Here is a 21,797-nt window from a genome sequence, read left to right as displayed (position 1 = left end):
CTGAAATGGTCACTCTGGCTGACCGTTTAGATGCCATGACGCACCCCGGCGAGCTTTACACCCGCCTGGAGGATAATACGGTTCAGTGCTACGCCTGTGCCCACCGCTGTCGGATCAAACCCGGGCGGCGCGGGATTTGTCAGGTACGCTTCAATCGGGATGGGGTGCTTTACGTGCCCTGGGGGTACGTGGCGGCCTTACAGGTAGACCCCATTGAAAAGAAACCCTTTGCTCACGTGTTGCCCGGCAGCGATGCGCTCACCTTCGGCATGTTGGGTTGTGATTTTCACTGCAGTTTTTGCCAGAACTGGCTCACCTCACAAACCCTGCGCGACCCCGCTGCTGGTATCCCCGTGGAATCCCTGCTGGAAGTCACCCCGGAGGAAATGGTACAGTTCGCGCGCCGTTCCGGTGCTGCGGCCATCGTTTCCTCCTATAATGAGCCCCTGATCACCTCCGAATGGGCAGTGGCCATCTTCAAGCAAGCGCGCGCAGCCGGTCTGCTGTGTGCCTACGTTTCGAACGGGAACGCCACGCCCGAAGTGTTGCAGTACCTGCGCCCCTATCTGGATGCTTACAAGGTGGATCTCAAAACCATGCAGGACAAACAGTACCGTCAGTTGGGCGGCGTGCTGCAGCACGTGCTGGATACCATCAAAAATGCCTATGAGCTGGGACTCTGGGTGGAGGTGGTCACGCTGGTCATCCCCGGCTTCAACGATAGCCCGGAGGAACTATGGGAAGCAGCGCGTTTTCTGGTTTCGGTCTCGCCCGACATCCCCTGGCACGTAACCGCTTTTCATCCCGACTACAAGATGACCGATCCACCCCCCACCCCCGCGCGCACCCTGCTGCGTGCCGCCGAAATCGGGCAGGAGGCAGGCCTGCATTTCGTTTATGCAGGTAACTTGCCAGGCCGTGTTGGCAGCCTGGAAAACACCTACTGCCCTCATTGCCAGGCACTGTTGATCGAACGGCGCGGCTACGTCATCCTGGATTATCGTCTCACCGCCGAAGGCACCTGCCCTCAATGTGGCCACAAGATCCCGGGCATCTGGCCTAAGGACCCACGTGAAGTGCGCTTGCACAGTTGGGGCTTTCCCCGCCCGGTGCGCCGCCTGATCTATCCCTGAGCAAGGGATCGCACCATGTAGTACTCGCCACGGTCAAAGCCACGCTGCTCGTAATACTGGCGCGTCCCAATCGCCGCAATGACGGCCAGGCGACGGAATCCCCGCTCGCGCGCCACCGCCTCGGCCGCCCGCAGCAAACGCGTTCCCAGGCCAATGTGCTGAGCCGCACCGCGCTGCTCTGCGCCAACCGGCAGCGATTGGCCATACACATGCACTTCCCGAATCAGGGCGGCGCCTTCAAGTTCGGCAAACGGGAGCCGTGGGGCCTCCGGCAGGGGCAGTGAAAGGCGCAAGTAACCGGTAATGCGATCATCGGGCGTCACAAAATGCAGGAAGTGCTCCTCAGCATAGGCGGCGCGGTACGTCATATCTTTGAAAGTCAGATGCTCCGGAGCCACCGGGCGGTCGCGCACTTCACGACAACGAATGCAGCGACACTGCTGTCCGCGCCGCGCCAGTTCGGCCAGCACATCCTGGCGCAGGCTGGTGCGCCGATTGCCCGCCACCACGTAGGTTGAGGGAATGTCACGAACCACCCGATTGACCCGGCAGTATTCCGGGATGGTGGGCTTGATGTCGGCGATCAAATCAATCAGGGTTTGGGTCGTGTAGGGTTCATACTCCCCACGTTGCCAGTAAGCGTAAAGCTCGGTGTTCGCCAGTAACTGCGTGGGGTAAATCTTGATCTCGTCTGGACAGAAATCCGTCCACAGGCGGGCAAAATCGGCACGGTCGGATTCGGGTGTGGCGCCCAGCAGATTGGGCATCCAGTGCATCACGATTTTGAACCCGGCTGCGCGTAAGAGCGCCGCTGCGCGCAGGGTCTCGGCCACCGTGTGCCCCCGCTGGTTAAGCGCCAGAATGCGGTCATCCAACGACTGCACCCCCATTTGCACCTTGGTCACGCCCAGGTAACGTAACCAGCGCAACTCATCCGGGGTGATTTCATCCGGGCGCGTCTCAATCACCAGGCCCACGTTCCGATGCGGTGCGGTCTCGTTGCGCCGCTGGGCTTCGGCCAGATCCGCCGACTCCACCTCGTTCATCGCGTCCAGGCAGCGCTTGATAAACCACTCTTGATAATCCCGACGATAGGCACTCCAGGTGCCACCCAGAATGAGCAGTTCAATCTTATCCGTCGGGTGACCGTTGGCCTCGTAGGAAAGCAAACGTGAACGTACCTGACGGTAAGGATCGAATTCGTTCTGCAGGGCTCGCTGAGCCCCCGGCTCATCAGGGAGATAACTTTTGGGCATCCGCACATCCGTCGGGCAAAAGATGCACTTGCCAGGGCATGGGTAGGGCTTGGTCAGCACCGTCACCGTGGTCACCCCCGATAGGGTGCGCACCGGCTTCATGCGCAGGCGAGCCAGCAGGTCGGGATCATCCGCGAGACTACCTTGCTGTACCAGATAGCGGTATGCTGCCACCAGAACCGATTTCGCCAGATGCCCACCCTCCGGCAGCGGATGACGACGAATGGCCTGCGCCACCTCCTCGCCACTTTGCACCGCCGCGATGATCTTCTGCGCCAATGCCAGACGCTCTGGTGTCAGAGCGTAGTGATGTTCCCAGCGTCGAATTTTCTCACCGATCATTTCAAAACGTTCCTCAATCATCTTGCCACTACCCCATTCATTCCACCGCTAAGTACTCTGCCAATCCAAGTATAATCTCAAACGTGAAAGCCGAGATTGTGAGCAAATTACTCGCGCTTAATGCCCAATTTTATCAAACCTTTGGGCTGGCCTTTGCCAGCACCCGTCAGCGCCTCCAACCGGGCATTCTGCGTGTGCTTTCTCGGTGGCCCCTCGAGGGGCACTGGCTCGATTTGGGCTGTGCTCATGGCGGCATCGCGCGCTGGCTGGCACAGCACAACTTCGGGGGCACCTATCTGGGCTTAGATTTCAGCCAGGCATTGCTGGCCGAGGCCCAGGCCTGGGCCGCCCATCTCAAGCCCGATCTCGCGGCTCGCTTCGCATTCCGCCAGGCCGATCTGGGCCATCCGGCCTGGGTTGAGGCCCTGGAAGACCGACGTTTTGATAAGGTTTTGATGTTCGCCGTCTTGCATCATCTCCCCGGCCAGGTTCATCGCCAGCGTTTGCTGGCCCAGGTACGCACGCGGCTGAATCCAGGGGGGCATCTGGTGCTCTCGGTATGGCAGTTCCAAAACAGCCCCCGTCTCCTCGCCCGCCGCCAACCCTGGGCGCGGGTTGGCATAGATACTGCCGACTTAGAACCCGGCGACACCCTGCTGGATTGGCGTCATGCCCTGCCCGGCCAGCGTGAGCAAGTCGGATTGCGCTACGTGCACGCCTTCTCCCACGAAGAATTACACCACCTGGCACAAGCCAGTGGCTTCGAAGTGGAAGAGACCTTCGAGTCGGATGGTGAGGGCGGGCGTTTGGGGCTTTATCAAATCTGGCGGCCCGATTAATCTCCCTCAGGGACTCACTGGGGTCAGGGCGTGCGTGCGCAGGTCAAAAGTCAGGCGACTGCCATCGGCGGCTTCAACGAGCAATGTTTCATCCACCTTTGCCACAATGCGCAGCGCTCCTGCGCCGGAAGGCCCATCCACCCACGTCTCAACGGCTGCATTTTCGGGCAGCATAATCAGCGCCCCCTGTTCCGGCTGGTAGGTGCGCACACCGGCAAAAACACGCACCCACTGCCCATCCACTTCACCCTGCCAGGCGTTGAGGGTGGTAAAGTCATCCGGACTCACCGGCGCGGCCACCCCCTCCTGAATACCCGGCTCGCGGGATGCCTGCTGTACGGCCAGCGGTTCCGGCGGGCGCATTGCCTCAGGGTTGGCGGGCTTGGTCGGTGCAGGCTGCGCCAGGGCCTGCTGCCGCGCAGCCTCCTGCGTCTGCAACGGCGCAATTTTTGCTTCCAGGAAGGCGCGCTGTTCCGCATCTTGCACCACCGCCAGCGTCTGCGTGAATTGCGCCAGCATGCGCTGCTGCCAGGAAGGGGATTCCTGAGAAGCAGCCGCTGCCCGGCGTCCGGAATAAATGCCCAGGCCAATGCCCAACCCGACCAACAGCACAACCAGGAGCAGAGAAAACCAGGGAGCCAACGCTTTTTCTTTCATGGTCTCATCTCCGGCTCCGGCGGGGCCCCTCCTTACGCTTTCCGCTGAAGCCTACCCCCATTATACCGCGCCCAGCCTCCACCCAATCGGGCAAACGCCCGGTGCCTGCTCATCCCGCCACAAAGCGCCACCCCTCCGGCAGTCCTGCAAAGTCGCAAGCCCCTGCCAGAGGGTGCTCTTTTGTGCGAGCGGGCTGGCAGGGGCCGCTACAAGGTATGGCCGGGGACGAGAAGGACTGCCCCGCCGGCGCGCAGGCTTAGAGATCGGCTGAGGCAGGCCCATGGATATCGAAGGGGCTCAGGCCAGGAGGGCTTCTAAGGCCACTTCAAAACGAATCGGCGTCGGATTACCGAGGTTGTCCGAAATTGGGCAACGGGCTTCAATCTCGCGGACAAAGGCCGCCTTTTCCTCCTCGCTCAGATCTCCATCTATCTGAAGGCGCACACGGATTTGGGAAGCTCCTATCCGCGCCTCGGGATTCCTGCCCAGGAATCCATCCGGATCAATGTCCCCCTCCACGTGGGCCGATAGGCTGCGTACTGGCAAACCGCGCTGTTGGGCGACAACTTTTCCAACGGTGAGCAAGCAACTGGCCAGAGCAATGAGCAGGAATTCCAACGGGGTTGGCCCGGTGTCAGTTCCACCCATCTCAGGGGGTTGGTCCACCACGATGACATGGTGACGGGCACGGGTCTCGATTTTCAACCCATGCACCTGAGTCGCATCCACAACGACGGTTTTAAGGGTCATGGCTATCGCTCCTCCTTTTTATGCTCAGAAGTTAGGTTAATGATTGAGCCTGCGCCTTTCAGGTTCCCATTTACTGATAAACCTTTGAGAGGACTCCCAACCGAGGATGGTGCCGTCCACCAGCAAGATTCGACCCTCGGGGCACCTCGTGGCTCGCTGAGAGGCCACCAGGATTCCCGCTCATTCCATCTTTCGGCGTGCCTTGAAGGACCCGATTCGCCTAAATGCTAAAATCCTCGCCGCGCCAGTAGCCGTACTCCGGCGGATGCACCAGGGGCGGCTGATCTAAACCACCAATGAGACGATGGCCGTTCCCATTTCTGCCCTCAACCTGAGGGGCGAGCACCGCCGTCAGTTCCTGGACCCGCTTTTCCAGCGCATCAAGGCGCACCAGCGCCGAGGCCAGCGATTGACCAATGGCATCGGGCAGTTTGTTGTGGTCTAAATCCGGCGTCGCCGGGCGCGGTTGACTGCGCACCACCACCTGTCCCGGCACGCCCACAACCACCGAGTTGGGCGGTACGGACTTAACGACCACCGCGTTGGCTCCAATACGGCTGCCGCGCCCGACCACAATATTACCCAGGACCTTCGCCCCAGCCCCAATGACCACATCATCTTCAATGGTGGGATGGCGCTTGCCCTTTTCCAGGCTGACGCCGCCCAGGGTCACTCCATGGTACATGGTCACATGGTCGCCAATTTCAGCCGTCTCGCCGATTACCACTCCCATGCCATGGTCAATGAAAAAGCGCCGGCCAATACGGGCACCGGGATGAATTTCAATCCCGGTCAGGAAGCGGTTAAAGTGCGAAAGCAGGCGCGCCAACAACTTGAGGTTATGCCGCCACAGCCAATGCGCCAGGCGATGCAGCCAGATAGCATGCAAGCCGGGGTAAGTCAGCAGTACCTCGAGCGTGGTGCGCGCCGCCGGGTCACGCTCAAAGATGGACGCAATATCCTCACGCAAGAGTTGCACCATCCTTCCTATCATGGTTTCTCACCGCACTCCTCACGAAGCCACCTTTGCAGTCATCTCCTCCACCAAATCGGCGAAGAGTTGCGTGCTCAGATAGCGCTCGCCAAACGAGGGGATGATGACCACGATCAATTTACCGGCATTCTCCGGTCGGCGTGCCACCTGGAGGGCGGCCCAGGTTGCCGCACCCGAAGAGATGCCCACCAGCAAACCTTCTTTGCGCGCCAGTTCACGCGCCGTGCTGAAAGCATCCTCAGCCTTGACGCGAATCACCTCGTCGTAAATTGAGGTGTTGAGCACCTCGGGGATGAAGCCCGCACCGATGCCCTGGATGGGGTGCGGTCCGCGCTGTCCACCTGAGAGCACTGGCGAAGCATCCGGCTCCACAGCAATCGCCTTGAACGAGGGTTTACGGGCTTTAATGACCTCGCTTACACCGGTGATCGTCCCGCCGGTGCCCACCCCCGCGACCAGAATATCTACCTGGCCGTCGGTATCGCGCCAGATTTCTTCAGCAGTGGTACGGCGATGAATCTCCGGATTGGCCGGATTTTTGAACTGCTGAGGCATGAAGTAGCGCTGAGGGTCGCTGGCCACCAGTTCCTCAGCCCTGCGGATGGCGCCGGGCATTCCCTCGCTGCCGGGGGTCAGGACCACCTCGGCGCCGTAGGCCCGTAATACCAAACGGCGTTCTTTGCTCACCGTTTCGGGCATAAAGAGAATGCAGCGATAACCGCGCGCCGCGCAAACCATGGCCAGCGCAATGCCCGTGTTGCCGCTGGTCGGCTCTACAATCACCGTATCTGGGCCAATCTTGCCCTCGCGTTCGGCGGCCTGAATCATGGAAACCCCAATGCGGTCCTTGACGCTGTGCGCCGGGTTGTAGAACTCCAACTTCGCAACGACCTCGGCCACACACCCCTCGGTCACCCGATTCAGGCGCACCAGCGGAGTATTGCCGACAAGTTCGGTCACATCGTGATAAATCTTCATGGTTGAGCCTCCTTGAACAGATGAACTGAGATAATAAAAAACCAACAAGCCCTTAAAAGGGGTGAACCGCAACCTCTCTTCCGCTGTGAAGCGGGGCTGCGGTTCACCACCTGGCTTGTTGGTCGCTTATCGTAAACAGAAAGCGCGGTCGCTCAGAGCAAGGCGGCGACTATCCGCAGCCCCGCCCTGGACACGCGCACTGGCGCTTCCGAAACATCGTTAATCTTACAATAATTGTCTTCATAATCATCAAAGCCTATTATAGGCAAAAGTGGTAAGTTGTCAAGAAAATTCCTCTCTTATGTGATATGATGAGCGAGGGAAACTGGGGGGAGGTCGTGCTCGGTCATTCCATACCACCCGTCATGGGCCTGATTTCCAAAGTTTCCCCTGGGAGTGGCGTGCCATGTATGTGCATCTTTCAAATTCAGCTCTGGCGGTTGCCATCACACGGCGCAGCAGCCATCAGACCTACCTGACCATACGCCTTTTGGTGGATCGAGAACGGGTTGCTGAGGCTTTTCGAGCCTATGCCTACTTTCGTTGGGTAGATGACCATCTGGATCAGCCGGCTGGCTCTCAAACCGAGCGTTTGGCCTTCCTTAAACGCCAGGAAGATCTGGTCAAGCAGTACGAGTGGGGCAACTTCCCTCCAACCTGAGCGCCGAGGAAAAATTGCTGGTGGATCTTCTACGCTCCGACCCCAACCCCCAAAGCGGGTTACGGGCTTACATTCAGAATATGATGGCTGTCATGCGCTTCGATACTGAGCGGCGCGGTCGAATGATCACGCAAGACGAACTGGGAACCTACACTCACTGGCTAGCCGTGGCCGTCACCGAGGCATTGCATTATTTTTTATTGGTCACCGCTGCCCCACCCCCCACGATGAAACCCGCTACCAGGCCGTCACCGCGGCTCACATCGTCCACATGCTTTGAGACACCTTCGAAGACACCTGCCTGGGTTATTACAATCTTCCACGCGAGGTAGCCGAGGCCGGCCACATCACCCCCCAGGATTTCCATAGCCCACCCTACCGGGAGTGGGTCAGGTATAGGGTCTCTCAGGCGCGGCATCTCTTTGGGCAAGGTAAGATTTACCTGTCCCGGATTCAAAATCTGCGCTGCCGGCTGGCTGGTTTTGCCTACATCGGTCGGTTTAAGTGTGTGCTGCGAAGCATCGAAAACGAAGGCTACCTGCTGCGCCCCGAATACCCCGAACGCACGCATCTGCGCACCGTGCTGAGCCTGCTGACTCGCGCCCTTCATCAGGCTCTCTTCCCGCCTGCCCCTCGCCGGAGCGCACTTCAACCTTAGAATTAGAAAGTGAGTTAACTTTCCATGTCTCAAATCTCCGCACTTGTGGTGGGGGCAGGGTTGGGGGGCTTGGCCACCGCCATCCATCTGGCACGGCACGGTATCCATGTGACTGTGCTGGAGAAGAACACTCACGCAGGCGGTCGTGTGGACCGCTTTTCCCGCCAGGGACACTGCTTCGACACCGGTCCCACCCTGTTGATCATGCCCCACGTCTTCGAGGCCGAATTTGCGGCTCTGGGCACGCCATTTCACGATTTGCTTGACCTGGAACGCGTAGATCCCACTTACCGTCTGGTATTTGACGATGGGCAGAGCCTCACCCTGACCTCCGACCTGAAAGACATGCACGATCAACTAGAAGCTCTGGAGCCGGGTGCGTTTCGGGGATTCCTCCGCTACCTGGACGAGGGCTACCGCCACTACAACCAAGCGATGACCGCTTTGGTCAATCGCGATTTTCGTACCGCCAGTGAGTTTTTCAATTTGCGCAACCTTCCCCTTCTTTTCACGCTTAAGCCACTGGTGCCTCATTACGCCCACATGGCAACCTACTTCCGCACCGAGCGTCTCAAGGCTGCTTTCACTTTCCAGGATGTTTACATGGGGCTCAGCCCGTTTGAGGCACCTGCCACGTTTTCCATGATGCCCTTCACCGAGATCGCCCACGGGGTGTGGTACCCGCGTGGGGGGATGTACCAGATCGTGGAAGCCCTGCTCGAAATGGCCCGTCAAGCGGGGGTGGAATTCGCCTTTTCTACGCGGGTGGAGCAAATCGGGGTGCAGGGGCAGCAAACCAGCGGAGTGCGATTAGGGATGGTCTGCATATCAAGGCAGATTTGGTAGTAGCCAACGCTGACCTTCCCTACGTCTACACCCACCTGCTTCCTCCGGATTCCCACGCGATGCGCATGAGACGCAAACGCTACTCCTGCTCGGTGATTTCATTCTTCTGGGGGCTGGACCGCGTTTATCCTGCCCTGGGCCCGCACACCCTGTTTTTGGCCGATGATTACCGGGAAAACTTTGCATCCATCGTGAAGCGTCTTGACCTGCCCGCCAATCCTAGCCTCTACCTCCATGCACCCGGGCGGTTAGACCCGGGCATGGCACCACCCGGTGAGGATACCTTGATCGCCATCGTCCCAGTAGGCCACATAAATGAGCACAACCCTCAAGATTGGGCCGTCCTGATCCACCAGGCACGTCGCGCGGTTTTTCGCCGCCTGTCTCTGCTGGGAATCACCGACCTGGAAGCGCACATCCAATTTGAAACAGTATTCGCGCCCCCCTCCTGGTTAAAGCGCTATAACCTGAGCAAGGGAGCCACCCACGGGCTTTGCCACAACCTGACCCAACTGGGCTACTTGCGCCCCGGCAACCGTCATCCACACTACACCAACCTCTACTTTACCGGCGCCAGTACCCACCCCGGCACCGGCATGCCGACCGCACTGGTTTCGGCCCGCCACACCGCCACGCGCATCTGCGAAGCCTGGGGGCTAACTCCCTGACTCACCCCGCGCCTCCCCCTCCCGAGGCGGCTCTGCCACCAACCGCCCACCGCGCACGGTAGCCCCAATGACCAACCCCGCACTGACCAGGACCAGGTTCTTGAAAATGTACTGCCCTTCCAACGTGGGGGCGTAGGGAATATGCGTAAACACCTCATGGGGAAAGAGGAAAATCGGGGTGATCGTACCCAGCATTTGAAAGAAGAGCAAAAACAGCGTTGCCCGCAGGTAAAGCCCCAGCATTAGCCCCAAACCGATCAGGGTTTCCAGCAGGGCCAACAGAATGCGTGCTGCATCCGCCGAGAGCAGGCCCAGGCTCAAGGTGGTAATGGTGCGGGTTGCCAGGCTTTCCGCTGGGCTGAGCCCTGGGAAAAACTTGAGCACGCCAAACCATAAAAAGACAATCCCGAGGCTGATGCGTAATAGAGAAATGCCGTAACGGGCCATCCAGCCGGTAATAAGCGGATCTATTTGGTGATACACGGCCAACCAACGTGCTTTCATTGCAACTCCTCTACTTCTATTTGTGATATTCCGCACAAAAAGTGTACTCGAAAAAACGTTTGCAATCAAGACATTTTTGAGGTTATTTATAAAGTATGTCTGGGCGAAAAAAAAAGCCGCCCACCGGGGTCGGCAGTGGGCGGCAAAGCCCCAAAAATCTATCTGGAATCAGGCAGTCGCCAATCCGAGGTTTTCAACGGCCTGGTTGTAGGCCTGGCCGTAGAGATGCCCCATGACGGCCAGGCCGTAGACATACGTGAGGAACACCCCAATAAAGCACAAAATGGATCCCAAGGGCGCAATCAACCCAACAATGAACTGACCCAGGAGCACCAGCAAGTAGGCCCCCGGTGCCGCCCGCACCAGACGGAAGACCTCTCCGAAAGCCAGCCCGGCCCCCAGCGATCCTTTGGCCAGGAAATTAGCATATGCCGCGGGCAGCGCCAGCGCCATGAAAATGGCATACACCAGGCTGAACAGGCCAAAGCAGACCGAAAGCAAGGTATAAAGCACCCTCACGGCATCCGAAACTCTGCCGCTATCTACGCCCAGGAGCGAACCGAACAGGCCGAACATCACAGAGATCAGAATGATCGGCAGGCTATACACAATCCCAATCACAAAGGCTTGAAATCCCCGCGCCAGATCGTTACCGAAATCCAGATCCGGCAGGGGTTGCGGGTCACGTGCCATTACCCGGCGGGTCACGCTCAGCCCCCACCCCAGCACCACCAGTTGCCCAATGATCGGGATCAGACTCACCAGAGCCGCAATGAGAACCTTGCGCAACCAATCCTTATCCTGAAAAACAAATCCAAATGCCATTCCAAAATCCATCGCTGCCTCCTCCAAAAAATCAAGATGATGTCTTCATCATAGCAATGAACGCACTGGGGCGCAAGTCTTGACGCCTTGCACCCGCTCTTACGCCCAGCCGAAGACGTCACGCCGCCGGGGTGTTCAGGGCGTCAAAGTAGCCCCGCACCTGAGCGTCGCTGTAAAACACCAGCGCCAGAATACCCACCACCAGCGCAATCACATTGCCAAAGAGGATGCAGCAGATCTCCAAAATGGCAATCGTCTGGGAAAACTGCACCGGCACCGGTGGGTTCGCCAAAATCTTGATGGCGTAAAGGATCTCGAAAACCCCCAGTATCGCCGGCAGCACCGTGATCGGTGCGCACAGTAGCCCGATCCCGAAGGTGCCCAGCACGAGGCCTCCCGTTAGCCCCAGCCCGGTGAGAATGTTAACGATACCGCTGACCAGGGTCAGCACTCCCAAGGCTGTCACCATGCCCGGCTTTTCCAGCGGCGGCCGGGTGGAAGGATATGACGAAAATTCGCTCATAATTTCCAAACTCCTCTCAGGTTGATCAAATGGCCCCTCCAGGTGGGGCTTCCAGAGGTATCTACGTAAAAACCCCCTCAGGGTTGCACACGGCGGGGTTAAAAATGCTCAAAACGTTCAATGGGCAGTACGAAGATGATAGCGCGTTGCTCGCCTGGCTCCGTCGGGGAAGTCAAAGCCTGGCGAATCACCTGAAGAGCCGCCTCCACTCGTTCGGCCTCCACCCCAACCAGTAAGGTGGACTTGCCACGGCGCAAGAACCCACCTGTCGAGGCAATGCAGGTCACCCCAAAGCCGGCCGCCGTCAGCGCCCGTGAGACCGGATCGTTGTCCACATCGCGCACAATTGCAATGATCATCTTCATCATGGCTCAAACCTCCTCGAAGTGTTCCACCACCAGGCTGAAGACGGTCGCCCCACCCACCGTAATCGGGGTTGGAACGGGCAGAGCCAGAGGAGCGCTCTCCAGTGGAACAGCAATGTACTCCACACGTTGACGGCAGTTCTCCCGCAGGTCCTGCAAGGCTTGTTCTTCGCGGCCCGCAGGTAACCCGATCAAAAGGGTTGCGTTCCGCCGTCCCAAAAAACCGCCCTGGCTGGGCAAACGAGTGATGGTAAAACCATGCCGCTCCAGGGCCATGACCGCACTATCGGCATCTTGAGCCTGCACCACCACCATCAAGAGCCGATCCACAGGGAAAGTGGGGTTCGCTTCGGGGTTCACAGCAGCCTCCGCACTTGGGATGAACGACTCCGCACTACTTGATACGTGCCCGGACCCTCTACTTTGATTATAGAATGCCCCGGGAACGTCACCCAGGTTTGATTGCTATGAAATTGCACCGTTATTCCCTGATATTGTACCGTAATTGGTCGATTGAAGGGGTTTCCATTCTGCAAAATGACGCGCTCCGGCGTGATTGCTACCAACCCCAATGTGCGCAGAAAGAGGCTCAGCGGTGCCAGACCGTCCACAGCATGCTGCTCTCCCTGGCCCTGCCCGCGCTCGGCGTCATAGGCTGAGTAGAAATCCCCGCTGGTCGCCAGCGAGCGCCCAATCCCATCCAACAATCGCCCCACCAGGTCTGCCGCCAGGTCGCAGTAGCCGTACCGCAATAACCCCTCTCCCACAAAAGTGTTCCAGAGGGGCCAAACAAATTGCTCTGCCTCACTAGCATGCCCACCCGACGGACACAGACTCAACCCGTAGCGGCGCAGGTAGCGCGACTTTACCGTTTGCTCTACCAGCTGAGCCACCCGCGCCGGTGAGGGAATGCCCGCCCACATCGGGAGGAGCAAACTCACATCCTCGAACGTGTAATCCGCCCCAATGACCCGCCCGCGCATCCCGTTGGCCAGGCCCTGCACCTCAACGAAATCCAACCGGGTGAAGGCCGAAGGCACAATGGCCATCCCGTAGCCCCCCCGCCACGACCACTGCCGCGGGGAGATTGTCTCCTCGCAGGCCCCCGCCAGGCCCTCGCCACGGAGCACCAGAGTCAACGGCTGCGTGGTGCCCTCACCCCCCTCCACGAGCAAGGTGATCCGTTGAGGGATCGCGAAGGCCCGCTCCAGGCCAAAGACCCCCTCCCGCTCAAAGGCCAGAAGTACCTCGCCAGAGGGTGAGCGGTGGGTGAAGGTATCGCGATAACGATAGGTGGCCACTACGCCATCCCAGGCGGCTTCGACCTCCTGGCGCAGTGCTGCCAGGCGCGCCTTTAGCCAGGGTAGGGGATCTTCCACCTGTAGGTGTTGCGCCATGCGTAGCAGAGAGCGTCCCTCCTGGTAGAGCCAGGCCGCCAGGGCCGGGCTTTCCACCCAGGGAGTGCCGGCACCGTAGCCCGCCGCACCCGGCCGGTAAAAAATGGGGGCTGCCTCCAGCCCCGATTGGTAAGCATGATCCCACTCCGGGAACCCATCCTGATCGCGATCATGTGCCGGCGTGAACCAGGTCTGAAAGAAGGCCAGCAGGTGCGGAAAAATCTCCTCCCACCAGGCCGTGGGGTCATCCAGGTAAGGTCCGAGTTCCCAGGCCAGGGTTGCCAGCAAAGGCTGAGCCAGAAAGCGACCGCGCTGCCCGCCCAGCCCCGGCCGCCAATCCACAAAGCCGTCCGGCGCCTGAATCGCCAGAAAATTGTCCACCCACCCGCGCACCCACGCCGCTCCGCCCGGCAGCAGACTGCGGCTCAACCACCACGCCTCCAAAACCGTTTGCCCGGCCCAGCGGTAAGAGTAATCACCGCCATCACCGCGCGCCGAAAAGCCCTCATCTGGCTGGCGGGTGCGCACAAACGAAGCCTGCGGCAAGTGCTGGCTGGCCGGGAACAGAAACCCCCACGCTGTGCGTTGTGTCTGGCGCAGCACGGCATCCCAGGTGGGGTTGCCGGTAACAACGTGCACCTCCTGAGCAGCCTGCTGAGCGCGCAAGCGGGTTATGTGCGCCTCCCAGGGCGCCTGCAGCCCTGCCTGGGCACGCTGGCGCGCTTCTGCTGCGGTTGTGCCGCGCCCCAGCGCCCAGGTCAATACCTCTTGCTGCCCCGGCGCCAATGTCATCTCCACGCCCAGCGCCGCCCAGGGTGTCTCTACTGCCTGGATCGCGGGTGCACTGAGCCCCACCACCCAGGCCTGCCCCTGACCCTCACCTTCGAGCCACCACCGCCCACCACTGCGCCGTGGGCGGAAGGGGCGTCCAACATCCAGTAAACGCACCACCGCGGCCCACTCCACCCGTAGTGTGCGCGAAGTCAACCCGCTGTTGTGCAGGGTGAGGCGCCCTACCAGGCGGAATGAATCGGGCACCCAGGTCTCTAACCGCACTTCCAGGCCGGGGAAAGGGGCACAGCGCACCCGCGCGTACGCTGCCTGGATCTCCTCAACCTGCGGCGGACGATAAAACCGCCGCGGATCGCTCACCGCCCAGCGCCCCTGCACAAAGCGAGGAAAGAGGCGCAGGTCGCGCACCCGCAGCCCCAGACTGGTGCGAAGTGCTAAAGAGGGTAACTCTCCCCCTCCCAATTCCCACTCCCAGATGCCATCATCAGCATAACAGACCGTCCCCAGGCGCGCATCTGCCGCCAGGATGAATCGCCAGCCATCAAATGACCAGTCTGAGGGGAACATCTCAGGTTTATTTTAGTCGGCCTGGTAGTACAGGTCAAACCACCGATCCCAAAATACTCCTAACGGCTGGAGAGAGGTTGAAATCCCTATCGAAGTGAGTCATAATGACCATAGCCCTCGGCGGTGGGACGATCCGGCGTGCCACCAGATTCACGCCTCCCCAATTCCATGCCATTCCTTTCTGATGCCCTGCGCCCGTGTGGAGCCCCCGCCTCTCCTGCCGCTGCGAGCAGAAGACCTGCTGGCAAGGGAGACCATCCCCCACAGCAGGGGAACACGACGTGTTCGAAGAAAGGAGGGAGGCAATGCGCCACCCATGGAGATGGCGATTGGGGCTGTTCATCCTGGTGGGGATGAGCACCATTACCGCCTGCGTTCCCGGCCGCTCACCAAGCACCCTCACGCCGACCCTCACCCCCACTCTCACCCCCACCCCCACTCTGATCCCGCTCCCCCAGGCACCCACACCGACGCGTCCTGCGCCTTCGCCAGCCGCTGGATGGCTCCTGGAATTCACTCGGGAGGTCTCCAGCGGAATGGCAACGCTGCACGTTGCCGCCCACACCTGCAGTGGCATAGCCGGGCCCTGGGCAGGCGCCTTTGAAATCACGCTCAGCGCCGGACAAATGGTCATTACCGGCGAGGGCAAGTTTGAGTTCAGCCTCCCGCCGGAAGGCCTTTCGGTCATGGGGGAAGCACCCTTCAGCGGTAGTGGGAGCGTTGCCGGGTCAAGTTGCAGCATCCCGGCCGTCAATGATCCTCTGCGGTATGAAATCACCTTCTACTCGGAGGAAAGACGCGCCAGCGTGGTCATGGGGAGCACAGGCCAGGGCACACTTACCGTCGTATGCCGCGAAAAGCCCCCCATAACCATTCCCTTTGCCATTGCCTGGGGACCTGACCCCCTGGATGTGCCGCTGCTGCCTTACGGCGATTGTCCCTGAGGGCCTCCCACCCGACCGTCCCCTGAGATCCTAAACGTCGGCCCAGGCTCCAGGTTGGCTAGAACCTCTATCTCAAATAATTATGAATCAACTCTCTTTTGTACAAAAAATTCTTAGAACTTTCTTAGAATTTTTCCACAATGCTTGACAAGCCCCTTAGCACTTGCTAACATAATATGCAGATGGGGTGCAACTAGAGTAAGTCAATGTGGCGGCGACTAACTGCGGGGTGGTGTTTCTGGTCGCCGATCCGCCCAGGGAGAGGGGGTACATCCCGCAGGGAGCCAATGGCGAAACCGGCCACAGCACAGGCCGGTTTTTTGGTCTCTATGGACTAAACAAGCAAAGCGGCGGAGGGGGGCCACCGACCTGACCGGGAGCGCGAGGGGGCAGTTATCCCTCACCGCACAGGTAATTTTACCCCGCGCACCTTAACAGACTTTTCCATCAAAAAACCCTTGCCGTGGGTGGCGGCCCCGGCAAGGGCAGGGACACAGGGACACGGGTAGCGCCCTCTGTGCATCTTCTGATTATAGCACGAGCGCCAGGCGTAGGCAATCGCCCGGCCGGGTGGCGGACCGGCCGTGGCACCCCCGCCCCCCCTACAGGCGCCAGAGGCCTGCTGCCCGTCCCAATCCCAGAGCAATGAGAGGAGGTGAGACACCGCTCGATAACAGGGAAAGTGACGGGATGTTTGATTTAAGCCGGCATTGCGAAACGCATGTACCTTCATAAAAACTGACCTTCAAAATTTTGACAAAAGAAAGGAGATTTGAGCCATGACGAAGCGTTTGCCTCTGGCGTTTCTGGCCGTCCTGTTGATCGTCCTGCTGGCGGGCCTGGGCGTGGCCTACGGTTTGTGGTCGGAGACCCTGACCGTTAGCGGCACGGTCTACACTGGTAATGTGGATGTGCAGTTCGCTGACGTCAAAACCTGGGAAAAGGTGTATGACTATAACCTTGGAAAAGAAATTGATGAGCCAGAAAAGAAAGCAAATGCCGCGAACTGCACATCGTTCATCCAGGATGCTGGCACCGATGAAGAAACATTGGTCGTCACAGCCGAAGGCGCCTATCCTTCCTGGCGCTGCTACGTAGAATTCTACATCCAAAGCGTTGGCTCGGTGCCGGTGCACGTCTTCAAGCCCAAGGGAGCAGTAGGCAATCCAACATGGCCTGAGATTAGTTGTGATTTCACCAAATCTTATACGGCCAGTGAAAGCGCTTCCGAGGAACTGAATTGGGGCTGGCCTCCACAACCCCCGTCCTATATCCAGTTGCACAAGGGTGAAAAAGTACGCTGCCAATTGAAAGTGCACTTTGATAACGAAGACGGGGTTGCAGAGAACGCAACCTATACTTTCACATACACCATCCTCGCCAAGCAATGGAACGAGTGATCGGCTGAGCCGCGCAACTGGCGGGGGATCCGGGTGCTTTCACCCATCCCCCGCCCCAGCCCACAAGGTGTGTTAATGCACAAACCGCTTACTACCATCCCCACCCCAATCTCCTTGCCACCGATCTGGCGGCCAGCCATTGAGCGGTACGGATTGGTGGTACTGCTGGCGGCTGCTTTTCTGACTTATCTGCTGGTCAATCTGGTGGCGCCACGCCTGCCCCCCGGCCTCGACATGTACCTGCTTCAGCCCCTGGCCTGGGTGATGCTGGGCGGGATGGCTTTTCTCCTGGCCTGGGGCGGGTGGGTTGACTGGCCACACCCGAGTCGCCTGCTCTTCATTTTTGCCCTTCTGCTTGGACTCATCCAGACCGCCGCCTTTCTGCTGACAGGCTTCCTCTTCGGATTGGGACATTCCCCCTATGCCCACCGCTTTCCGGCCGTGTTGGGCAACCTGTGGTACCTGGCTGCCGGCCTGGTCGGGCTGGAGACCGCTCGGGCCACCCTGGTCCGCTATGTGGGACAGCGTTCGCTCTTTCTGGCAGTGGCACTGGGAGCGTTCATCCCCGCCTTGTACATCGTTCCCTTGACCCGCTGGACCACGTTGAGCACCCCCCAGACCATCATCGCCTTTACGGGCGCGCGCCTGCTCCCTTCTCTGGCCGAGGGACTGGTAGCCGCCTTGCTGGCCTGGTTGGGTGGGCCTTTCCCAGCCTTGCTTTACCGTGCCCTGCCCCTGCTCTTCGAATGGTTCTCTCCCGTTCTACCCAACCTGACCTGGCTGGTGCAGGCGTTCATCGGCAGCCTGGCGCCTCTGATCGGCTTCTTTTACCTCCAGGGCTTTCTACCGGCCCCTGAGGCCACGGCCTCCGCACCCTCAGCCGAGGCCCCCGCCTCACCTTCGCGCTCTACCACCCTGAATGCCTGGTGGTGGGTGCTCCTCATCGCCCTGACCGCTTTCTGGTTCAACACTGGCTTCTTTGGAGTGCGCCCCTTCGTGGTCAGCGGCTACAGCATGAAACCCACCTTGATGGCTGGCGACTTGGTGATCATCCAGCCGACTGCTCCCGAGACCATTCGTGAGGGCGACATCATTCAGTTCCGAGTCCTCAGTGGCTCGGTGGTGCACCGGGTGAAAACCATTCGGGCCGAAAACGGCACTCTCACCTTTATCACCCGCGGTGACAACAACAACGTGGACGATGATCCCGTCACCGCCGATCAGGTGCAGGGCAAAGTTGTGCTGGTCATTCCCAAGATTGGCTGGCCCACCCTGGTGCTTAAACGGGTGCTGCAATGGCTCTTCTAACCTTTTTACGCCGTTTATCTCATTCCCGTCTCATCCACACACCCCCGCTGTGGAGCCTGGCACTGGGCGTGCTGGTGCTCTGGATACTGACCTTCCTTATACCGGTCGGACAGACTCTGTGGGCCGAGGTGCTGACCATCTCAGGTGAGGTTCAAACCGGCCAATGGATATTTACCGAGACCCCCACTGAGACCCCCACCCCAACTTCCACACCCACGTGGCTTGCCCAGGCTGGTACCACTTTGGAAGCCACCAAAACTGCCCAAACGCGCTGGATGGAAGGCACCAACTTTTCCATCTTCATCGTCTACGGCCAGATCTGTGTTACCAACGAGGGCGACTACCCCACCGTTGGCCTGCGCATTCTAGATCAGGTGGAGATCAAGCCCCAACAAGGCGATTGGCAACCTCTGGAAAATGCACGTCTGGAGATCGCTCCAGCCGAACAACTTGCCCCTGGTGAGATGCGCTGCTTTGATTACGAAATCGCCGTGCCATGGATGGAGCGAACTGCCTACCGCAACACCGCCCAAACGACCATCCTCAATCATTCGGGGTGGCTGCCGGGTGGAAAGCACTGCCCCGGCCCAGAAGCGTGCCCCTTTGGGCCCACCTGCCGCGCCGGGTTTGAGCCACCCACCACGGGGGAGATCATCCCCGGGCCCACCCAGACCGCGCCGAGCGATGAGGGCGACATTGAGGCGCCTCTGCCGCGCGGCTGGCAGCCCAGTGCCACCCCAACGTTCTCGCCCACTCCCACCTCTACGTTCACACCCACCCCCACCCTCACATCCACCGAGATCCTCACCCCACAACCCACTCCTACCGAAACCCCCACTCCATTCACACCAAATTCCACCTCAACGCCCACAGTTCCCCCCACCCCCACTGAGACTCCGCCTCCAACCCCGACGCCTGCTGAAACCCCCACCCCTACCCAAACCCCTGTACCACCGGTCGGCCCACCTCAACCTGTGCCCAGCGATTAGCACACCCTCACCGGAAAGCGCCGCTTCCCGCTGTGGCGCACCCGTTCATCCCTGCGGGCTCCCAGCCGCCCGCAGGGTGCGTTTTTTCCCTTGTCAAAGCCTGCCCTCCGCATTACCATACAGGCATCTGCTCTCCCTGGTACCCCCCTGGAACGCCGGAGGTGATGTCCCGATGAGGTTGAAAATTCGTCTGCATGCAGGTGTGGTGGGGTTATGGCTAATTGCTTTGTTGAGCGCCTGCACTGCCCCCACGCCACAGCCTACCCCAAGCCCCTCACCCACGCCGTTTCAACCCGGCCCAACTTTGCCCACCCACCCGAACGTCACGGCAACCCCCGCCGCCAGCCCCACCCCGGAGGTTACGGCGACCCCGCCCTATCCACCGGAGGGTTACGGCCCCACCAACTTCCCGCCCAATATCAACCCGCTCACCGGCCTGCCCGCCAGTGACCCGGCCCTGCTCAACCGCCGCCCCATCCTGATCAAGGTGCAAAACCTGCCGCGCAGCGATCGCCCCCAATCGGGGCTTTCGCGCGCCGATATCGTTTATGAACTCTACACCGAGTACGGTTCAACCCGCTACGCGGCGCTCTTCTACGGCCAGGATGCCGAGCGTGTCATGCCGATCCGCTCGGCGCGTTACCCGGATGTTAACCTGATCCGCATGTACAAAGCCGTGTTTGTCTTCGGCAGTGCCTACGAACCGGTCTTTCGCCGCCTGGCCAATTCTGAATTCAGCGAGCGGCTCATCCTCGAAGGCAGTGATACCTGCCCTGCATTGTGCCGCTACGACCCCAACGGACGCAATTACCTGGCCGCCAACACCCAAGCCCTGCAGGCCCTGCTGAGCAAGCGTGGAATTGATAATACGCGCCCCAACCTAGATGGCATGGCCTTCGACCTCACCCCGCCCACGGGCGGCCAGCCCGCCGAGCGCGTCTTTGCTCGCTTTTCCGGCGCTATTTACAACCGCTGGGATTACGACCCTACCACCGGACGCTATCAGCGCTTCGTAGATAAAGAAAACGATATAGATCAGCGTAATGAGGTCTATGAACCCCTCACCGACGCACTGACCAAACAGCCCATAACCGCCGATAACGTGGTCATTCTCCTGGTGCGCTATGAAGAAGTGGATCCTCGCCCCGATGTGGAGGTGCTGGATTTCAAACTCATGGGCATCGGCCCGGCATACCTGGCGCGAGACGGGCAAATCTACAAGGTCAACTGGCAGCGCCTGCGCGAGGAAGACGTGCTGACACTGGTGGATGATGCCGGGCACCCGGTGCCCTTCAAGCCCGGGCAGACCTGGTTTGAGGTGATGGGCCTTTCCACCCGCGTCCAGAATGATGGCAACACCTGGCGCTTCACCTTTGGGCGGGATTGGTAAGTCTGTACAACCCTAGCGCGTTTCGGCTTGACAGCCACCCCGTTTTATGGGATACTGACCGCAAGCAGGGTTCGCCCTGCACCTGAAAATGCCATCCCAAACGAGAGGAGGTGATGTCGAGCAATGGACAGTAGTCGTCAACGAAGGGCTGCGGCATCCCTCCTCTTGATCGTTTAGGGAGCCGCAGCCCGACCCCCGGCAAGCCGCCCCGCGTGGGCGGTTTGCCTTTAAAGGCGCCGCACGGCCTCTACCGTCAGCCAGAAGAGCCGTTCGCGGTCACTGGCACGCAGATACCACTCCCGCTCGTCCCAACCTTCAGGGATGACCAGATCGCCCCCATAAACCACTTGCCCTAACGGCACCCCGCGAAAACGCGCAACCGCCATCAGCGCAGCGGCTTCCATTTCCACCACCAGGCAGCCTTCAGCCACCCGCCGGGCGCGCCGGCCCGGCGTCTCGCGATAAAGTCCATCGGTCGTCCAGGTCTTACCCAGGCGGTAAGGCACCCGATGGTGTTCCAGCGTTGCAACCAGCGCCGCCACGGCTTGCGGATCAGCCACCACCTCACGCGCCGGGGGCAGGTAGTGATACGACGTACCCTCATCGCGCACCGCAGCCGTGATGACGATCACATGCCCGGCGGTGATCTCCGGGGTCAGGGCTCCGCACCCGCCGCACACCATGACCTTGCGCACCCCCAGTGCAATCACCTCTTCCAGGAACCCCGCTGCCAGCGGCGCCCCCACCCCCGGGTGAAGCACCAGCACCGGCTCAGCCTCTCCCTCCAGCAGGTAAAGCGGGTTAGGGCCGATCTCAGATTTAAGTTGACCGATCACGCGTAGCCGTTTGCATGCCTGCAATTGCTCCAGCACCTCCTGGAAGAAGCACAGCACCGCCCGCCGGGGCACTGGCGCAGCGGGTAAGGGGGGTGAGGGTTCCAGAATGGCGCGTGGGTCGGGGTCGTATTCGAGGATGGGCCAGGGAGGTAGATCCGACATCTTGGTGACTCCG

Annotated in this window: 23 protein-coding genes; 10 read left to right on the top strand and 13 right to left on the bottom strand. The window is 60.0% G+C overall.

The window, feature by feature from the left end:
- Positions 1-5 precede the first annotated feature (5 nt).
- Positions 6-1,133 carry an AmmeMemoRadiSam system radical SAM enzyme gene (gene amrS, locus SE15_RS00565; protein ID WP_054520170.1) on the top strand — a complete coding sequence of 376 codons (1,128 nt, stop codon included), beginning with the start codon at positions 6-8 and terminating at the stop codon, positions 1,131-1,133.
- On the opposite strand, the gene SE15_RS00560 is transcribed toward amrS, so the two are convergent.
- Positions 1,124-2,752 (bottom strand): elongator complex protein 3, encoded by a 1,629-nt coding sequence (locus SE15_RS00560; protein ID WP_236689962.1) that lies wholly within the window; start codon positions 2,750-2,752, stop codon positions 1,124-1,126. The genes amrS and SE15_RS00560 overlap by 10 nt on opposite strands.
- 77 nt (positions 2,753-2,829) lie before the next feature.
- On the opposite strand from SE15_RS00560, the gene SE15_RS00555 reads away from it, so the two are divergent.
- Entirely contained in the window at positions 2,830-3,570 is a 741-nt protein-coding gene (locus SE15_RS00555; protein ID WP_160316631.1) for a class I SAM-dependent methyltransferase, read from the top strand.
- A 6-nt stretch (positions 3,571-3,576) separates the two neighbouring features.
- Here SE15_RS00555 and SE15_RS14420 read toward each other — a convergent pair whose 3' ends face one another.
- The 4 genes from SE15_RS14420 to cysK all read right to left on the bottom strand — a co-directional run bounded on the left by SE15_RS14420 (position 3,577) and on the right by cysK (position 6,949).
- Complete coding sequence (locus SE15_RS14420) at positions 3,577-4,227, bottom strand: hypothetical protein (RefSeq protein ID WP_054520168.1); 651 nt, start codon at positions 4,225-4,227, stop codon at positions 3,577-3,579.
- Between the two features lie 297 nt (positions 4,228-4,524).
- Positions 4,525-4,977 carry an OsmC family protein gene (locus tag SE15_RS00545; RefSeq protein ID WP_054520167.1) on the bottom strand — a complete coding sequence of 151 codons (453 nt, stop codon included), beginning with the start codon at positions 4,975-4,977 and terminating at the stop codon, positions 4,525-4,527.
- A 220-nt stretch (positions 4,978-5,197) separates the two neighbouring features.
- Complete coding sequence (gene cysE / locus SE15_RS00540) at positions 5,198-5,959, bottom strand: serine O-acetyltransferase (protein WP_054520166.1); 762 nt, start codon at positions 5,957-5,959, stop codon at positions 5,198-5,200.
- 30 nt (positions 5,960-5,989) lie between these two features.
- Entirely contained in the window at positions 5,990-6,949 is a 960-nt protein-coding gene (gene cysK, locus SE15_RS00535) for a cysteine synthase A (protein WP_054520165.1), read from the bottom strand.
- Between the two features lie 406 nt (positions 6,950-7,355).
- Between cysK and SE15_RS00530 the strand changes: the two genes are divergently transcribed.
- The gene (locus SE15_RS00530; protein ID WP_054520164.1) at positions 7,356-7,610 is read left to right on the top strand and encodes an isoprenoid biosynthesis enzyme family protein; all 255 of its coding nucleotides are present in this window, start codon (positions 7,356-7,358) and stop codon (positions 7,608-7,610) included.
- Positions 7,611-7,800: 190 nt separating this feature from the next.
- Here the strand turns inward: SE15_RS00530 and SE15_RS00525 are convergent, their stop codons facing one another.
- A complete protein-coding gene (locus tag SE15_RS00525; protein ID WP_054520163.1) occupies positions 7,801-8,220 on the bottom strand; it encodes a hypothetical protein in 420 nt (139 codons plus the stop codon).
- Between the two features lie 72 nt (positions 8,221-8,292).
- Here SE15_RS00525 and SE15_RS14760 point away from each other — a divergent pair, with 72 nt between their 5' ends.
- The gene (locus SE15_RS14760) at positions 8,293-9,114 is read left to right on the top strand and encodes a phytoene desaturase family protein (RefSeq protein WP_083461589.1); all 822 of its coding nucleotides are present in this window, start codon (positions 8,293-8,295) and stop codon (positions 9,112-9,114) included.
- On the top strand, positions 9,108-9,782 hold the full coding sequence (locus SE15_RS14755) for a phytoene desaturase family protein (RefSeq protein ID WP_160316630.1): 675 nt from the start codon (positions 9,108-9,110) through the stop codon (positions 9,780-9,782). Before SE15_RS14760 ends, SE15_RS14755 begins: the two co-directional genes overlap by 7 nt.
- On the opposite strand, the gene SE15_RS00515 is transcribed toward SE15_RS14755, so the two are convergent.
- The 6 genes from SE15_RS00515 to SE15_RS00490 form a co-directional block, all read right to left on the bottom strand.
- Complete coding sequence (locus SE15_RS00515) at positions 9,771-10,286, bottom strand: DoxX family membrane protein (RefSeq protein WP_054520162.1); 516 nt, start codon at positions 10,284-10,286, stop codon at positions 9,771-9,773. The two genes, SE15_RS14755 and SE15_RS00515, sit on opposite strands and share 12 nt — an antisense overlap.
- 168 nt (positions 10,287-10,454) lie before the next feature.
- The gene (locus tag SE15_RS00510) at positions 10,455-11,123 is read right to left on the bottom strand and encodes a DUF4013 domain-containing protein (protein WP_054520161.1); all 669 of its coding nucleotides are present in this window, start codon (positions 11,121-11,123) and stop codon (positions 10,455-10,457) included.
- A gap of 106 nt (positions 11,124-11,229) precedes the next feature.
- Positions 11,230-11,634 carry a hypothetical protein gene (locus SE15_RS00505; protein ID WP_054520160.1) on the bottom strand — a complete coding sequence of 135 codons (405 nt, stop codon included), beginning with the start codon at positions 11,632-11,634 and terminating at the stop codon, positions 11,230-11,232.
- A gap of 98 nt (positions 11,635-11,732) precedes the next feature.
- Positions 11,733-12,002, bottom strand: coding sequence for a cyclic-di-AMP receptor (locus SE15_RS00500; protein ID WP_054520159.1), 270 nt, complete (start codon positions 12,000-12,002; stop codon positions 11,733-11,735).
- Between the two features lie 3 nt (positions 12,003-12,005).
- Entirely contained in the window at positions 12,006-12,359 is a 354-nt protein-coding gene (locus tag SE15_RS00495) for a cyclic-di-AMP receptor (protein ID WP_054520158.1), read from the bottom strand.
- The gene (locus SE15_RS00490; protein ID WP_054520157.1) at positions 12,356-14,755 is read right to left on the bottom strand and encodes a trehalase domain-containing protein; all 2,400 of its coding nucleotides are present in this window, start codon (positions 14,753-14,755) and stop codon (positions 12,356-12,358) included. The genes SE15_RS00495 and SE15_RS00490 overlap by 4 nt, the downstream gene beginning before the upstream one ends.
- Positions 14,756-15,060: 305 nt before the next feature.
- Here SE15_RS00490 and SE15_RS00485 point away from each other — a divergent pair, with 305 nt between their 5' ends.
- The 5 genes from SE15_RS00485 (at position 15,061) to SE15_RS00465 (ending at position 20,786) form a co-directional block, all read left to right on the top strand.
- Positions 15,061-15,699 carry a hypothetical protein gene (locus SE15_RS00485; protein WP_054520156.1) on the top strand — a complete coding sequence of 213 codons (639 nt, stop codon included), beginning with the start codon at positions 15,061-15,063 and terminating at the stop codon, positions 15,697-15,699.
- A gap of 779 nt (positions 15,700-16,478) precedes the next feature.
- Positions 16,479-17,099, top strand: coding sequence for a hypothetical protein (locus SE15_RS00480; RefSeq protein ID WP_054520155.1), 621 nt, complete (start codon positions 16,479-16,481; stop codon positions 17,097-17,099).
- 75 nt (positions 17,100-17,174) lie between these two features.
- On the top strand, positions 17,175-18,407 hold the full coding sequence (locus SE15_RS00475) for a signal peptidase I (RefSeq protein ID WP_054520154.1): 1,233 nt from the start codon (positions 17,175-17,177) through the stop codon (positions 18,405-18,407).
- Positions 18,395-19,396 (top strand): hypothetical protein, encoded by a 1,002-nt coding sequence (locus SE15_RS14415; protein ID WP_054520153.1) that lies wholly within the window; start codon positions 18,395-18,397, stop codon positions 19,394-19,396. Before SE15_RS00475 ends, SE15_RS14415 begins: the two co-directional genes overlap by 13 nt.
- A 172-nt stretch (positions 19,397-19,568) precedes the next feature.
- Positions 19,569-20,786: a DUF3048 domain-containing protein gene (locus SE15_RS00465; RefSeq protein WP_054520152.1), complete on the top strand. Its 1,218-nt coding sequence runs from the start codon at positions 19,569-19,571 to the stop codon at positions 20,784-20,786.
- Between the two features lie 227 nt (positions 20,787-21,013).
- Here the strand turns inward: SE15_RS00465 and SE15_RS00460 are convergent, their stop codons facing one another.
- Positions 21,014-21,784: a nucleoside phosphorylase gene (locus SE15_RS00460; protein ID WP_054520151.1), complete on the bottom strand. Its 771-nt coding sequence runs from the start codon at positions 21,782-21,784 to the stop codon at positions 21,014-21,016.
- Between the last annotated feature and the right edge of the window lie 13 nt (positions 21,785-21,797).

It is taken from the genome of Thermanaerothrix daxensis (genome assembly GCF_001306145.1).
GTDB lineage: Bacteria > Chloroflexota > Anaerolineae > Anaerolineales > Anaerolineaceae > Thermanaerothrix > Thermanaerothrix daxensis.
The sequence above is the reverse complement of the archived record's forward strand: the minus strand, read 5'-3'. Positions and strand labels throughout refer to the sequence as shown.